General features: G+C 57.9%; 14 protein-coding genes. 11 read left to right on the forward strand and 3 right to left on the reverse strand.

Annotation, left to right across the window (positions count from 1 at the left end; all coding sequences use genetic code 11):
* Window positions 1–128: 128 nt before the first annotated feature.
* The 10 genes from B3759_RS10265 to ilvD all read left to right on the forward strand — a co-directional run bounded on the left by B3759_RS10265 (window position 129) and on the right by ilvD (window position 10,653).
* The gene (locus tag B3759_RS10265; protein WP_291365820.1) at window positions 129–488 is read left to right on the forward strand and encodes a hypothetical protein; all 360 of its coding nucleotides are present in this window, start codon (window positions 129–131) and stop codon (window positions 486–488) included.
* A gap of 148 nt (window positions 489–636) precedes the next feature.
* Complete coding sequence (locus B3759_RS10270) at window positions 637–1,326, forward strand: Fe2+-dependent dioxygenase (protein ID WP_291365821.1); 690 nt, start codon at window positions 637–639, stop codon at window positions 1,324–1,326.
* Between the two features lie 54 nt (window positions 1,327–1,380).
* A complete protein-coding gene (locus B3759_RS10275; protein WP_291365822.1) occupies window positions 1,381–2,214 on the forward strand; it encodes a hypothetical protein in 834 nt (277 codons plus the stop codon).
* Window positions 2,215–2,550: 336 nt separating this feature from the next.
* Complete coding sequence (locus B3759_RS10280) at window positions 2,551–3,270, forward strand: glycoside hydrolase family 108 protein (protein WP_291365823.1); 720 nt, start codon at window positions 2,551–2,553, stop codon at window positions 3,268–3,270.
* Window positions 3,271–3,381: 111 nt separating this feature from the next.
* The gene (locus B3759_RS10285; protein ID WP_291365824.1) at window positions 3,382–3,753 is read left to right on the forward strand and encodes a phosphoribosyl-ATP pyrophosphatase; all 372 of its coding nucleotides are present in this window, start codon (window positions 3,382–3,384) and stop codon (window positions 3,751–3,753) included.
* Between the two features lie 213 nt (window positions 3,754–3,966).
* The gene (locus B3759_RS10290; RefSeq protein ID WP_291365825.1) at window positions 3,967–4,632 is read left to right on the forward strand and encodes a CvpA family protein; all 666 of its coding nucleotides are present in this window, start codon (window positions 3,967–3,969) and stop codon (window positions 4,630–4,632) included.
* A gap of 52 nt (window positions 4,633–4,684) precedes the next feature.
* Window positions 4,685–6,184, forward strand: a complete 1,500-nt coding sequence (gene purF, locus B3759_RS10295; RefSeq protein ID WP_291365826.1) for an amidophosphoribosyltransferase — start codon at window positions 4,685–4,687, stop codon at window positions 6,182–6,184.
* A gap of 75 nt (window positions 6,185–6,259) precedes the next feature.
* A complete protein-coding gene (locus B3759_RS10300; RefSeq protein WP_291365827.1) occupies window positions 6,260–7,306 on the forward strand; it encodes an NAD(P)H-dependent flavin oxidoreductase in 1,047 nt (348 codons plus the stop codon).
* Window positions 7,307–7,438: 132 nt separating this feature from the next.
* Entirely contained in the window at window positions 7,439–8,599 is a 1,161-nt protein-coding gene (locus B3759_RS10305; protein WP_291365828.1) for a hypothetical protein, read from the forward strand.
* 191 nt (window positions 8,600–8,790) lie between these two features.
* Window positions 8,791–10,653, forward strand: a complete 1,863-nt coding sequence (ilvD, locus tag B3759_RS10310; RefSeq protein ID WP_291365829.1) for a dihydroxy-acid dehydratase — start codon at window positions 8,791–8,793, stop codon at window positions 10,651–10,653.
* 39 nt (window positions 10,654–10,692) lie between these two features.
* On the opposite strand, the gene B3759_RS10315 is transcribed toward ilvD, so the two are convergent.
* From B3759_RS10315 to B3759_RS10325, 3 genes are all read right to left on the reverse strand, one after another.
* Entirely contained in the window at window positions 10,693–11,253 is a 561-nt protein-coding gene (locus B3759_RS10315; RefSeq protein WP_291365830.1) for a flavin reductase, read from the reverse strand.
* Window positions 11,243–11,941 carry a peroxiredoxin-like family protein gene (locus tag B3759_RS10320; RefSeq protein WP_291365831.1) on the reverse strand — a complete coding sequence of 233 codons (699 nt, stop codon included), beginning with the start codon at window positions 11,939–11,941 and terminating at the stop codon, window positions 11,243–11,245. Before B3759_RS10320 ends, B3759_RS10315 begins: the two co-directional genes overlap by 11 nt.
* 97 nt (window positions 11,942–12,038) lie before the next feature.
* On the reverse strand, window positions 12,039–12,965 hold the full coding sequence (locus B3759_RS10325; RefSeq protein WP_291365832.1) for a LysR substrate-binding domain-containing protein: 927 nt from the start codon (window positions 12,963–12,965) through the stop codon (window positions 12,039–12,041).
* 152 nt (window positions 12,966–13,117) lie between these two features.
* Between B3759_RS10325 and B3759_RS10330 the strand changes: the two genes are divergently transcribed.
* Window positions 13,118–14,209, forward strand: coding sequence for an LLM class flavin-dependent oxidoreductase (locus B3759_RS10330; protein WP_291365833.1), 1,092 nt, complete (start codon window positions 13,118–13,120; stop codon window positions 14,207–14,209).
* Window positions 14,210–14,212: the final 3 nt, after the last annotated feature.

A 14,212-nucleotide genomic window follows, 5' to 3' on the forward strand; every position in this document is an offset into this window, starting at 1 on the left:
CTGGGGGTGCCGCCTTAAATCTTTTGTCGCAGCGATGCATAGGGCTCCTCGATCCGTGCGCCTTGCGCAGGTAGTGGAAAATTGGGACAAGCGACTTGTTGGATCGGGTTGTTCAGAAGGAACGGCGAATGCGCGGAACCCTGTGGCGTATGTTCAGCGCGGTGGCGCTGGTTGGTGGAATGCTGTCGGGACTGCCCACGGGGGCGCTGGCGCAGGGCGCACCTGATGATGACAAGCCGTCAGCGCCTGACATGCACGCTCTGGCCTCGCGCTTCAACACGACCCGCGTGAAGAAAGACTACAGCTATATTCATCGTCCTCCCGGCGACAAGGTTGTGGAACAGCCCGATATCGATCGTCTGATGTTCTGGACCAAGGACGGCCAGCCGGATGGTTACGCCCAAAGGCGTGGTGACAGTGTGATTTACTATAATCCCGGTGGACAGGCCGTGCGTGTCCAGCGATTGGCGCCGGGCGAAGGCGACTGAGCTGACTTCAGACTGACGTGAGCTCTTCCAGATCATAGGGAAACTGAATGCCCGAGAGTGCTGTCGCCACCTTCTGATCTGACATTGTCCCGGTACAGAACTGAAGCGTGTTTCTCACGCGCCTGACCCCATCAAACGGATATGATTGATGCTTCTGCATATTCCCCAGGTCCTGACTGCTGAGGAACTGCAGCGATGTCGGGCTGTCATGGATACGGCGGACTGGAAAGACGGGAAGGTGACGGCGGGGCAGCAGTCGGCCAAGGCAAAAAACAACCTGCAACTGCCGCTCAATCATCCTGAACATCGTGCGCTGGCCGATCTGGTGTTGCGGGCGTTGGGACGCAACCTGCTGTTCAACAGTGCGGTCATCCCACTGCGTGTCGTGCCTCCTTTGTTCAATCGCTATGATCCGGGCATGGAGTTTAGAGCGCATGTGGATAATGCGGTGAGGCCTATTCCCGGTTCCGGAGGGATGCGCATCCGCACGGATGTGTCCTCGACCCTGTTTCTCAATGATCCGGAGGAGTACGAGGGCGGGGAACTGGTCATCTACGATGAATCCGGCACCCGGGAAATCAAGCTCCCTGCTGGTGACATGATCGTTTACGACACGACCGTTCTGCATTCCGTCGAACCGGTGACAGAAGGCAGTCGACTGGCTTCATTTTTCTGGACGCAGTCCATGGTGCGCGATGAAAGCCAGAGACGGGTTCTGTTCACGCTCGATCAGCAGATCATGGATCTGCGTTCCCGACTGCCGGATGATGATCCGGCCATTCTCGGTCTGGTCAATGTGTATCATAACCTCATGCGGCAATGGTGCGATGTGATGTAGTCTTGTGAGGACTACATATTTTCCGGAAGGTTCTTTTGGTTCGTGAGTGAGGTTATGGTTAAAGAAGCAACGGCGCGGTTTTCAGACCAGCAGTTGAACAGGCTGTTCGAGGCTGTTCTGGTTAATGACGTGGCGGAAGATCACGTCACTCTGCCAGAGACTATTCCTTCTTCTTTCACGGATGACGTCGTCAGGGACTGTTTTGAAATCAGTCATGAGCTCTGGGCGCGTCAGGTTGATCGCCGGACTCTGGCTGCTCTTGTCGATCATCTTGTTCTGTCAGCTGACCTCAATTCCAGAGAACGTGTAAAATTCAAGCATATCCGTGCAAAATTCAAACATATGCGCTTTGCCTGCGTGCTTTACACAACGCGGCATCAAAGTCCGATCCTGTTCAAGAGCATGACCACATTGATGGGGCATGTGCAGGATGCATTCCGCAACGGCCACTCCCTGAAGACCCGTCTTTATGCATTGGCCCTGCGCATCATGATCATCTCGCCTTACTGGCGCATGATGGAACGGGAGTTGTCCCGTATGAAGGTGGAGACTGGCGTAGCATTTGAAGAGTATCTGCGAAAACAGATCAACACGCTTTCTGATAGTTTACGTGCAGACAGAATGACCGCTCATCATTTTCACGCGCTTCGTAAGATCATCAGTCGGCAGGTGTCATTTTTTGACGATTACAGAACGATTTTTCCAGATAATCGATCGGATGCGATGGCGCGTTATCTCAGTGACCTAAATGGTCGTATGGGGCGGATGCATGATGATCTTATTCTGAAACATGCTCAAGGCACGCAGGATTATGGAAAATATAAGTTTCCGCTGGATGCCGAGTTGCGGGAAAAGCTGAGCAGTCTTGTGCGTCAGTATCCGTTGTGAAGCTTTCTGATGATTCGGTTTAAAGTTTATCTGCTATACTTCTTCTGATGGTTTTTATCGTATTTATATGAAGCATTATTGCTGGAATTGATCTTTCGGGAGAGTTTTGAAAGAGAATTTATTTAAATGAGGTTTGGGGGAGGTCAACTGAAAGAGATTGGCCGTTTTCTGTCCAGACAGACAGGTCAATGGTTTATCTCAAATATAACCGATAAAAGAAGTTGCCCTGATACCCCATTTTCTGTGTGGAGACGGATACTTTCTGCAGGCCGTGCATAAGGTCTGCCTTCAGATCTGAGCCGGTATTTTATTTAAGGAAAACCGGAGAGAGTCACTTTGACTGGCCAGAATTTTGATGCCTGCCTGGATTTTGTTCGTACGGCTGAAGGTGGGTACAGTGAGGATCCAAAGGATTTGGGAAACTGGCTTCCTGATGAAAATAGTCGCAAGGGCGTCCTGATCGGCAGTCATTACGGCGTCTCCGCAGCCATGCTGGCATCATGGAAGAAGCCTCAGCCTGTTTCTCAGGATGATATGCGCAATCTGGATCTCGATACGTTTGACGCCATAGCCCGTTCCAGATTCTGGAACCCGCTGGTGTGTTCCGCTCTACCTGCTGGCCTTGATCTCATGGTGTTCGATTTTGGATGGAACTGTGGAGTTTCCGCATCCGCCCGCCTGCTGCAGAGAATGGTGGGGGTTACGATGGATGGCTGCATCGGTCCACAGACCCTTTCAGTTCTAACGCATATGAACGCTTCTGATCTTCTGCCTCAAATTGATCCGGATAATCTGGCGACTCTCCATGCACGTCTTGGGCTGCCGCCAAGCAGCGGTATCGGTCCTGAAGTGAAGCGGGCTCTTGAAAGTCAGCAGACGATGGGGCTGCTGCTCGTGCTGGTTCTGTCGGGCATGCAGGAACGGGAATACAAGCTGCGGTCGGGTTTCCGGCGATGGGGGCGTGGATGGCTGGCCCGCACGAAGCGCCGGACCGAAACGGCACTCGCGCTTGTCGCTGCCGCCAGGGCGAGAGAGACGGGCCCGGCCATGTTGTGAGTGGTTTCCGTTCACAAACAGGACTCTTTCTGGCGTGGGTCACGATATGACGTCAGTATTGTGCTTCTCGGCTGATTGACGGGGAGCGCAATTTTTTTTCATGATGGTCCCATGACAACTCCTTCTTCTGGTGCCGTCGAAACTCTCGCTCCCTTGCTCGATGCATTGGCGGAACGGGAGGGTGTGGTGTCGGATGACAATGAGACACGACATCTCGCCGGTATACTGGGCCTCGTCATGGCTGAATGCACTGCGGCGGTCATTGAAGGCGACAGGGAAGAGGTGATTCGGACCAGCGCCGGATTTGTTCGGGGACTGATTGCGATATGGGCTGATCAGGGCCTTGATCCTGATGCTGTATGGACAGAATTACACTGTCGGATCGAAATGGGAGAGTTGTGTCTGCGCCTGAGTCATGCTTCGGGACCTCACAAGGGGCGACGCAAGGGGCCGTGGCGGGTTGCGACCAGCAAACTGCCATAATCCTGTGCGACATCAGGCTGAGGCGGGCAGTGACTGTAACGCAGAGTAATGATTTGTTTCGATTTTAAGAGAGCCTTCAGAAATCTCCGGCTAGGCATCTCCAGGACCTTGGGCGAGGATGTGAAGAGGCGGCCGTGTTGTGAGGATAAGCACCCCATTATTCCGAAAGGGACTGATTTGTGGCGTGGGTCCCTCTGATCAGGGCGTAGCCTGATGACAGCCTCCCTTTCATTTGTGTCTGAGCACATTCCGGCATGGGAGACCGTGCAGACGGCGGTGCGGGAGGCTCTGCAGACAGTCATCAATGCGCCGACATCGGCGCCTGCCTTGCTGGTGGAACTGATTGTGGTCCTGTCCGTTGTCAGCGGACTGAGAAAAGGTTTCACGCGGGAGGTGCTGGGGATCATTGCCTGGGGTGTGGCCGGCATTGCGGCGATGAAATACCGGCATGTATTTGTCACATGGGCGCTGCCGACGCTGGAGCCGGCGGAACTGGCAGACGGGGTCGGGTTTGGTGTGATATTTTTTGGCGGACTCGCTGTCGGCGCCCTTGTGTCCAGCCTGTTCGCTCACCTTATTAGGATCTCTCCCCTCGCGGGGCTGGACAAGCTTCTGGGTGGCATGTTCGGAGTCCTGCGAGGCGGAACAGTCATTGTGACCCTTTATATGGCCACTCACTGGGCTACCGCCACGAATATGGTCATGACCGGCGAGCGGAGCGATGGAGCCGGGGCGAATGCGATAACGACTGCGCTGTCCTATATGGCGCCGTTCATGTCGAGATTTGTGCCTTCAGACCTTGCGCAGGAGCCCGGCTCAGGCCATGACCTCGGCGGACCGGACGACGCACCCGGTGAGGCTTACCCAGAGAACCCCTGACGCACCACGTGATCGGTCTGCGTGGACTGTGATCGGGGAAGGATGAAAACTGATGTCCGAACAGCTTTCTCTCCGGCAGACGACGGTCACAACCCATCCATGGGCTGATGACCGGCAGGACGGGGATGACAAGTTCCACGAAGAATGTGCCGTTTTCGGAGCATGGAACGTCGCGGATGCGGCGGCCATAACCGCTCTTGGCCTGCATGCGCTTCAGCATCGCGGGCAGGAAGCCTCGGGCATTGTCAGCTACGACGGAAAGAAATTTTCCTCCCATCGCGGTCTTGGTCTAGTCGGTGATGTCTTTCACGACACGCGCATCATGGCAGGACTGCCGGGCGCGTTCTCGGTAGGACACAACCGCTACTCCACGACAGGCGACACCCTGCTGCGCAATGTGCAGCCCTTGTTCGCCGAGTTCGAATTCGGCGGCCTTGCCGTCGCTCATAATGGCAACCTGACCAACGCTCACGGCCTGCGTCGTGCGCTGATCCGTCGCGGGTGCCTGTTCCAGTCCACCACGGATACGGAAGTCTTCATCCATCTCATCGCTATCTCGCTCTATGCCACGGTCGAGGATCGCCTGATCGACGCTCTGAAGCAGGTGCAGGGAGCTTACTCGCTGGTTGTGCTGTCGCAGGATGCGCTGATGGGCGTGCGTGATCCGCTCGGCGTGCGTCCGCTGGTTCTGGGCAAGCTGCCGGGTGCGGCCAATGATGCATCCGGCTGGGTGTTCGCCTCGGAAAGCTGTGGTCTGGATATCGTCGGCGCCGAGTTCGTGCGCGATGTCGAGCCGGGCGAAATGGTCGTCATCGACAAGACCGGTGTGCGCTCGGTCAAGCCGTTTGCAGCCCAGCGCTCCGGCTTCTGCGTGTTCGAATACATCTATTTTGCCCGTCCGGATTCGGTTCTGGACGGTATGCCTGTCTACAACGTCCGCAAGCAGATCGGCGTCGAACTGGCTCGTGAAAGCGGAGTCGAGGCTGACGTGGTCGTGCCGGTGCCGGATTCGGGCGTGCCGTCAGCGATGGGCTTCGCTCAGGAAAGCGGCATTCCCTTCGAACTCGGCATTATCCGCAACCATTATGTCGGACGCACCTTTATCGAGCCTACGGACCAGATCCGTAATCTCGGTGTCCGCATGAAGCATTCGACGAACAAGCCGATGCTGGATGGAAAGCGCGTCATTCTCGTGGACGACTCCATCGTGCGTGGCACCACATCCCGCAAGATCGTCGATATGGTGCGGGCTGCCGGTGCGACGGAGGTCCATATGCGGATTTCCTCGCCGCCAACCAAGCATTCCTGCTTCTACGGCATCGATACGCCGGAGCGCAGCAAACTGCTGGCGGCCCAGCACGACATCGCGACGATGGCGGAACTGATCGGCGTGGATAGCCTCGCTTTTATCTCCCTTGATGGTCTTTATCGGGCTTTGGGCCATGAAGGCCGCGATGCAGAGCGCCGTCGCTACTGTGACGCCTGCTTCACGGGCGATTACCCCATCCCACTTGTGGACCACGATGAGGAGTTCGGCCCGGGCACAGCCTGAGGCTAAATGTTACTGACGCGCCAGTGACAGCCAGAGGCAACCGGCTGAACTTTCAGACGTAGGTGTCTCATGCTGATGCAACGCCTGAGTCTGGAGGTTCCGGTTGTGCAGGCTCCGATGGCCGGGGTCTCCACGCCTCGTCTTGCAGCGGCGGTTTCCGAGGCTGGAGCGCTCGGGAATCTTGGAATCGGCGCGATGACGGTCTCTGCCGCTCGGGACGCCATCCGGCAGACACGACAGCTGACGCCGCGCCCGTTCGGCGTGAACGTTTTCTGCCACCAGTCTGTCCCGCTCCCCGCCAGGGAAGCGGCGGACTGGCTTCACTGGCTGAAGCCTGAATTCGAGCGTTTTGGTGCTCGTCCCCCTGAAACATTGCGGCAGATCTATGCGTCCTTTCTGGATGGTCCGGCCATGCTGGACATGCTGCTTGAAGAACGTCCTGCCTGCGTAAGCTTCCATTTCGGTCTGCCCGGAGCGGCTGCTGTTCAGTCCCTCAAAGATGCAGGGATCATGCTGATTGCCAGCGTGACCAATGTGCAGGAAGCCAAACTGGCGGAGCGGGCAGGGATGGATTCCCTGATCGCGCAGGGATATGAGGCCGGAGGACATCGCGGCATCTTCTATTCAGTCGCTCCTGATGAAAAGGCCGATACAAGGACGCTTCTCACCATACTGAAATCGGTGACCGCCCTGCCTCTTGTCGCAGCTGGTGGCCTTATGACCGGTCGTGACGTGGCGGAAATGCTGGATGCGGGCGCAACAGCTGCACAGCTGGGAACGGCGTTTGTCGCCTGCGATGAAAGTGCAGCCTCTCCTGCTTACCGCACCGCCCTGATGGATGGGGGAAGGGAGGGGACCGAAATGATTACGGCGATCTCAGGACGTCCGGCCCGTGGGGTGCGGCAGAAATTTCAGGCGCTGGCCGATCGTGCGGATTGTCCCGTGGTGCCGCCTTATCCTTATGCGTATGATGCGGCAAAGCAGCTGGATGCTGCGGCCAGGGCTCAGGGTGAGGCAGGATACGGTGCATTCTGGGCCGGGACGGGCGTGGCTCGTGTGCGTCCGATGCCCGCACGGCAGCTTGTTGACACGCTTTCAAAGGAGATCGCCGCTGCAGGCTGAACCGGTTTCAGGATGGCGTGGGTCACTGCAAGGCTCTGGACGTCGTTATCAGAATGTTGAATATCCCGGATTATCTAATATCCTGTGTGGGAATAGGGCCTGTTTTGGGCCAAGGGTGGAAAAGACCTGATTATGTCGACTGATGCGGAAAAAAACGAAACATTCCTGACCCTGCCCATAGAGAAAACCTCGGATTTTACTCTTGAAGATCTCGCCGATAACCATCAGGCGATGAATTATTTCCATAAGCATGGCGCGGCGACCGTTGAGCATGCTTTTGCGCTAGCCAATATTCTGCACATGCACAAGCAGGTGAAGGAAGCGGCCTATTTCTATGGTCTCGCCTTCAATCTGCACTCCAAGCATCCAAACGAATTTCCGCTCGCCTCTTCCCTGTTGCAGGCTCGCCTGCTGTGTCTGCTCAAGGCCGGGATGAGCCCTCCCGCAGACGAACTGGAGCAGCTGAAAGCGCTGTCCCAGCCGATCTATGATTACATCCTCGGGATCGAGATCGCATGGCGTCAGCATGATCCCAAAGCCGCGCTGGAGCGGATGGGCAACTGCTTCGAAGCTTTCCACACCGGCGAAGAAGTAGACGTGCTCTATCTGGAGACAGCGCTGTCCGTTCTGCCGAAAGCAAAAATACCCGCACGTCCGAGCGCGGAGCAGATCATCCCGACACATATCTATCAGTACTGGGATCAGAATCCGCCTGCCGAGATTACGGAGAACCTCGCCTATCATGAGGGGCTGGAAGCGTTTGACGTCCAGATGTTCAATCGCGAGTCAGGGGCCGAATGGCTCTATGACCACTATGGGCGGGAAGCGCGGGACCTGTTCCTGCAGGCGCGTCATCCCGCCGAGGCGGCTGATTTCCTCCGGGTCCACGTCATTCATGAACTGGGCGGCTGGTGGCTGGATGCCGATATCCGCATTGTCGCCCCGGAAATACTGGAAGACTATGCCGCGCAGAAGCCATCCCACGTCTTCTTCGTGACGGACAATTATTACGTCCATAACGACTTCTTCGGCAGCCGCCGGAACAGTCCGATCCTTGCGGACTGTCTGCTGTCACTTTATCGCAACAGCTATCTCTTCCGGGATCTGTATATCGCCTACAAGACCGGGCCGGGCGTGTTCAACCGCGCGCTCAACCGCCGTCTGCATACCGCCATCAAGAGCGGAAAACCGTTTGATCCCAGTGTGATGGTCCTGCGTGCGCCGGAATTCAACAGCATCATTCAGGACATGGATATGGCCTACAAAAAGGGTGGCAACTGGCACGCAGCCTGAGGCGTTTCCGTCTGATCGTTCACCTGAGGCGTGTTTTCGGGAGCCGTTGCTGAGCGAAGCAGGGCACAGCCGATGAATCTCCCATCCGTCGGCTGACTCACCCTGTTTTTCCCGCTATACGGCCCCATGTTGAAGGTGGAACACCATTTTCGTCGTGTCCCGCCCTGTTTCAGATCGGAAAGAACAGTCGTATGGCCGGTTACCGCTCCCGCACCACTACCCACGGCCGCAACATGGCCGGCGCTCGCAGCCTCTGGCGCGCCACGGGCATGACGGACGCGGATTTCGGTAAGCCGATTATTGCCGTCGCCAATTCCTTTACCCAGTTCGTCCCCGGTCACGTCCACCTGAAAGACCTCGGCCAGCTTGTCTGCGAGGCCATCGCGGAAGCAGGCGGCATCGGGCGCGAGTTCAACACCATCGCGGTCGATGACGGCATCGCCATGGGTCACGGTGGCATGCTCTACAGCCTGCCTTCGCGCGAGCTGATCGCCGACGCCGTGGAATACATGGTCAACGCCCACTGCGCCGACGCGCTGGTTTGCATCAGTAACTGCGACAAGATCACGCCGGGCATGCTGATGGCCGCCATGCGCCTGAACATCCCAGTGGTGTTCGTCTCCGGTGGTCCGATGGAAGCCGGTCATGTGAAGGACGGCGAGATCGACAAGGCCGTCGATCTGGTGTCCTCCATGGTCGCCGCCGCCGCTCCGGGCGTCACGCAGGAAGAGTCCGACATCATCGAGCGCTCGGCCTGCCCGACCTGTGGCTCCTGCTCCGGCATGTTCACCGCCAACTCGATGAACTGCCTGACCGAAGCGCTGGGTCTGTCCCTGCCGGGCAATGGCAGCCTCGTCGCTACACATGCTGACCGTCGCGAACTGTTCCTGAAAGCAGGCAAGCTCGCCGTCGAACTGGCCAAGCGCTATTACGAGCAGGGCGACAGCAGTGTTCTGCCGCGCTCCATCGCCACGTTCGAAGCGTTCGAGAACGCCATGACCGTCGATATCGCCATGGGTGGTTCGACCAACACGGTGCTGCATCTTCTTGCCGCCGCTCATGAGGGCGAAGTGCCATTCACCATGGCCGACATCGACCGGCTTTCCCGCCGCGTGTCGAACCTCTGCAAGGTCGCGCCCTCCAAGGCTGACGTGCATATGGAAAACGTCCATCGTGCCGGTGGCGTGCAGGCCATCATGGGCGAACTCGACCGCATGAAGCTGCTTCACCGTGATATTCCGATGGTCCACTCCAAGAGCGTCGCCAAGGCACTGGCGCAGTGGGATATCGGTGGCGAGACGGCGACCGACGAAGCCCGCACTTTCTACAAGGCCGCTCCCGGAGGTGTTCGCACCACGCAGGCGTTCTCGCAGGCCAGCCGTTACAAGGAACTGGATCTTGACCGTGAAAAGGGTGCGATCCGTTCTGGCGACCATGCGTTCAGCAAGGAAGGCGGTCTCGCCGTGCTGTATGGCAACATCGCGGAAGACGGCGCCATCGTGAAGACGGCCGGTGTGGCCGAAGGTCTGCTGACCTTCTCCGGTCCGGCCCGTGTGTTCGAGAGTCAGGACGCCGCCGTGTCCGCCATTCTTGGCGATCGCATCAAGGCAGGCGACGTGGTGGTGATCCGCTACGAAGGACCGAAGGGTGGTCCGGGCATGCAGGAAATGCTCTACCCTACCTCCTACCTGAAGTCGAAAGGGCTGGCTGAGTCCTGTGCGCTCATCACCGACGGTCGTTTCTCCGGCGGCAGTTCTGGCCTGTCCATCGGCCATATTTCCCCGGAAGCGGCGGAAGGTGGTGCGATCGGTCTGATCGAGGATGGCGACATCATCGAGATCGATATTCCGAACCGCGTGCTGAAAACGAGCGTGACTGACCCCGAGCTTTCAACCCGCCGGCAGAAGATGGACGACCGGGGTGTCGAGGCATGGAAGCCTGTGCGCAATCGCGTGGTTTCCACGGCGCTCAAGGCTTATGCGGCCCTGACGACCAGTGCGGCGCGTGGCGCAGTGCGTGATCTGGCGCAGCTGGATCGTCGTTCTTCTCGGTAAGAAAAGGGGCGACTTCTCCCTGGAAGTCGCCTGCTGTCATCAGGCTGTATCCTGAACTTTCAGGAATGGCGCCTGTGACGAAAAAGGCAGATGGTGGAAGGCGCGGCCGCACCACGCAAGACCCGCGGCAATCGTGTCACTGATCACGATGTCGCGGACCGCGCAGAACAGAACGTCATGTGTTCCTGACCTGCGGATATCTTCAATCACACAATCCAGTGTTACAGCCGCATCATCGAGAAGCGGCGCGCCGGTTTTCCCCACACGCCAGACACCGGAAGCGAATTTCTCTTCGGGTGCGCGGCGTGAACTGGCGAAAACACCCGCCACATCGTCATGACCGCGACCGAGAATGCTGATCCCGACCACGCCGTTGCGTTGAAATGCTTCATGAGAGCGGTTGCTGCGATTGAGGCAGACGAGCACCGTCGGCGGCGTATCACTCACGCTTGTCATGGCGGAGACGGTTAGGCCCTGACGCCCGGCTGGACCGTCGGTGGCCACGACCGTCACGGGTGCGCCGAGACGACTCATGGCTTCCCGAAACAGCTCAGCCGGGACGGAAGTCCGCCCATCGACCACAACACAGTCAGGCTGCATGAGAGGCGTTTCCTTTATTCAGCCCCAACGCCGCCAGAACACAGTCGCTCTCCGTGCGGTCCATCCAGTCCGGGGAGACGTCGGCAAAGCGCACGACACGCCCAGGTCCGATGACAATCACGGCAGGTTTAGGAAGTTCCCAAGTATCTTCAAGACCGTTCAGCGCCTCGCTTTTTCCGCCCTTTGCGAGTGCGCTCTGTCGGGAGGGTTCATCAAACGTGTAGGTAAGTCCCAGTGCGCGTGACAGTTGCAGCCCCGTATCGGTTGCGACCGGGAAAGACAGGTCATGGCGCGTGGCAATTTCGGAGAGCAGCGCTGTCGGCTGGGGTGAGATCGCCAGAAGAGGAATGCCGGATGCTTTCAGTTCAGGCCACAATGTATCGCGATAATGAGGGAGAGCGATGTTGCAGGCAGGACATCCGGCAAAGCGGAAGAACACCAGAACGGCTGGGCCTTTCGCCACCAGATCATCCAGTGACACCGTACTCCCATCCACGGCAGACAGTGTGAGCGGTGGCAGTACGTCTCCGGTCTTCACGACAGAGGCTGCCTTGCCATGATCGCGGATCAGTGTGGCCCGCTGGTTGACGTTCACGGCCAGAGCCGCGGGCTCCCATGTGCGCTCGCGCTCTCCTTCCAGTTCCCGGAACTTGGCGCGAAGCGGGGCGGCAGATGCGGATGACGTCATGAGAAAACCTCGTTGCAGATATCGGAACGATCCGATCCTGCCGCGAAGACTTGCCTGTCTCATAAAGAGTTCTTGTCATCCGTTCCTTGAACATTATTCAAGCGCCTGCTGCTGCGGCCAACAGATCCCCCAGATCGGTCGCGGCATCCCCGAGATGATTGCGCCGCACGAGAATGGTCTCGATCTCGGGAATGGCCGGAAGAGCGTCACTCGTGATCGTGGGGAGCCCTTCAGCCGTGGCGAAGCGGCGCGTCCGGCAGCTCACACCAAGGCCGCCGCGCACACCGGCCCGCATAGCGGGAAGGTTGGGTGTTTCCAGCACCAGCCGGTAATCCCGCTTTTCCTGTGTCAGGGCACGCAGGGCGGCGTCACGAAAACGGCAGGGTGGCTCAAGAAGAACAAGAGGCACCTCGGAAAGTTCGGCAATGGCTGGATCGCCAATCCATGTCATCCGGTCGTGTCCGACCACTTTCCATGTCGCACCGGAACGGTCGCCGTGCTGTCCAAGGCACAGCACCAGATCGAGTCTCGAGCGGTCGAACATGTCCAGAAGTTCCGCCGATCCACCGATCTGGATCACAAGACGGGAACGGGGGTGCGCAAGGCGAAACTGCCCCAGCACGTCCGGAAGCAGCGTGTCGGCAAAATCCTGCACCATGCCAACTGTTATCGGTTCCGGCTCCGAGTCCTGACCGAGTGTGCGCATGATCCGGTCGTTGAGCGCGAGAAGCTGACGCGCATACCCCACTAGTTCCTCACCGATGGGCGTCAGGATCAGACGGCGTCCGTCACGACGGAAAAGCTTCTGCTGAAGCACGTCTTCCAGACGTTTCATCTGCAGGCTGAGCGCGGACTGCGTCAGAAAAATTGTCTCGGTTGCCTGCGCCATGGAGCCGGCTTCCACAATCGCCACGAACGATCGCAGAAGCTCGCTGGGAACATTGCGCGCCATGCGCTGGGGCAGGGGAGCGCCAAGGTGGGCATCGGCGGGAGCGCCAGAAGAAGGCCGGGTGGACTGGGACATGATGGGCTCCGGTCTCGATCTCCGTTTAATGACCGGTTCGGCCATATTACGACAGATGAAGTGTGTATTGAGCATTTCTTGCTTGCTTTTGATCTATTTTCAAGCGTTAATTTTTATATCAACTTAATAAAATAGTTAATTAGGAGGCCACCATGTCCGTCGAGTTCATCGGTTACATCGGCAGTCGCAATCACTCCGAGATCATCCCTCCATCAGGTCCGGTGGTTGATCCGAAACATATCGAAACCGCGGTAAAGATTCATGAGAATGGCGGATTCGACCGTGTTCTGGTCGCCTTCCATTCCAATTCACCCGAAAGCATTCTCATCGCCCAGCACGCAGCGTCTGTTGCGCCGGATCTCGGTCTTCTGATCGCTCATCGTCCCGGTTTCAATGCGCCGACCATCGTCGCGCGTCAGCTTGCCACGCTCGACAACCTCACGCGGGGACGTGTCGCGGTGCATATCATCACGGGCGGTAGTGATTTGGAGCTGCAGGCTGACGGCGATCATACGACCAAAGCCCAGCGCTATGCCCGGACCAGTGAGTATCTCGATATTGTGCGGAAGGAGTGGAGCCAGACCACGCCATTTGATTACAAGGGCGTGTTCTACGATGTTCGCGGCGCCAATTCGCTTGTCCATCCTTACAATGAAGAATCCATTCCTGTTTACTTCGGCGGTTCTTCGGCGGAAGCGATCGAAGTCGCTGGCAAGCATGCCGATGTTTACGCTCTGTGGGGCGAAACCTATGAGCAGGTGGCCGAAACCGTTTCACGGGTCCGGGCTGCTGCTGCAAAACACGGTCGCTCACCGCGCTTCTCGCTTTCACTACGGCCTATTCTCGCGGAAACGGAAGAGGCGGCATGGGCGCGCGCCGATCGTATTCTTGAAAAAGCCCGTTCTCTTCAGGAAACGACTGGATTTGTACGGAATAAGGATGTGCCCAATGAAGGATCGCGTCGCCTTCTGGCTGCGGCGGCGCAGGGGAGGCGTCTCGACAAACGTCTCTGGACCGGGATTGCGGAACTGACTGGAGCCAAGGGAAACTCCACTTCGCTTGTCGGCACACCTCAGCAGGTTGCTGAAGCGCTCATCGATTATTACCGCCTTGGCATCTCCACCTTCCTGATCCGCGGGTTCGATCCGTTGCTCGATGCGTATGAATACGGTCGTGACTTGATCCCACTGGTGCGTGAACTGGTGGCGGAAGAGGATAACCGCCGTCTTACACGCGTGGCGTGAGAG

Origin of the sequence: Acetobacter sp. UBA5411, from assembly GCF_002409645.1 — a bacterium.
Classification (GTDB): domain Bacteria; phylum Pseudomonadota; class Alphaproteobacteria; order Acetobacterales; family Acetobacteraceae; genus Acetobacter.

Excerpts from the sequence above, each read along its gene's own strand:
- B3759_RS10285 (WP_291365824.1), top strand. The coding sequence starts at position 3,382 with ATGACAACTCCTTCTTCTGGTGCCGTCGAAACTCTCGCTCCCTTGCTC.
- B3759_RS10265 (WP_291365820.1), top strand. The coding sequence starts at position 129 with ATGCGCGGAACCCTGTGGCGTATGTTCAGCGCGGTGGCGCTGGTTGGT.
- B3759_RS10325 (WP_291365832.1), bottom strand. The coding sequence starts at position 12,965 with ATGTCCCAGTCCACCCGGCCTTCTTCTGGCGCTCCCGCCGATGCCCAC.
- B3759_RS10300 (WP_291365827.1), top strand. The coding sequence starts at position 6,260 with ATGCAACGCCTGAGTCTGGAGGTTCCGGTTGTGCAGGCTCCGATGGCC.
- B3759_RS10270 (WP_291365821.1), top strand. The coding sequence starts at position 637 with ATGCTTCTGCATATTCCCCAGGTCCTGACTGCTGAGGAACTGCAGCGA.
- B3759_RS10290 (WP_291365825.1), top strand. The coding sequence starts at position 3,967 with ATGACAGCCTCCCTTTCATTTGTGTCTGAGCACATTCCGGCATGGGAG.
- B3759_RS10315 (WP_291365830.1), bottom strand. The coding sequence starts at position 11,253 with ATGCAGCCTGACTGTGTTGTGGTCGATGGGCGGACTTCCGTCCCGGCT.
- B3759_RS10330 (WP_291365833.1), top strand. The coding sequence starts at position 13,118 with ATGTCCGTCGAGTTCATCGGTTACATCGGCAGTCGCAATCACTCCGAG.
- B3759_RS10305 (WP_291365828.1), top strand. The coding sequence starts at position 7,439 with ATGTCGACTGATGCGGAAAAAAACGAAACATTCCTGACCCTGCCCATA.
- purF (WP_291365826.1), top strand. The coding sequence starts at position 4,685 with ATGTCCGAACAGCTTTCTCTCCGGCAGACGACGGTCACAACCCATCCA.
- B3759_RS10275 (WP_291365822.1), top strand. The coding sequence starts at position 1,381 with ATGGTTAAAGAAGCAACGGCGCGGTTTTCAGACCAGCAGTTGAACAGG.
- B3759_RS10320 (WP_291365831.1), bottom strand. The coding sequence starts at position 11,941 with ATGACGTCATCCGCATCTGCCGCCCCGCTTCGCGCCAAGTTCCGGGAA.
- ilvD (WP_291365829.1), top strand. The coding sequence starts at position 8,791 with ATGGCCGGTTACCGCTCCCGCACCACTACCCACGGCCGCAACATGGCC.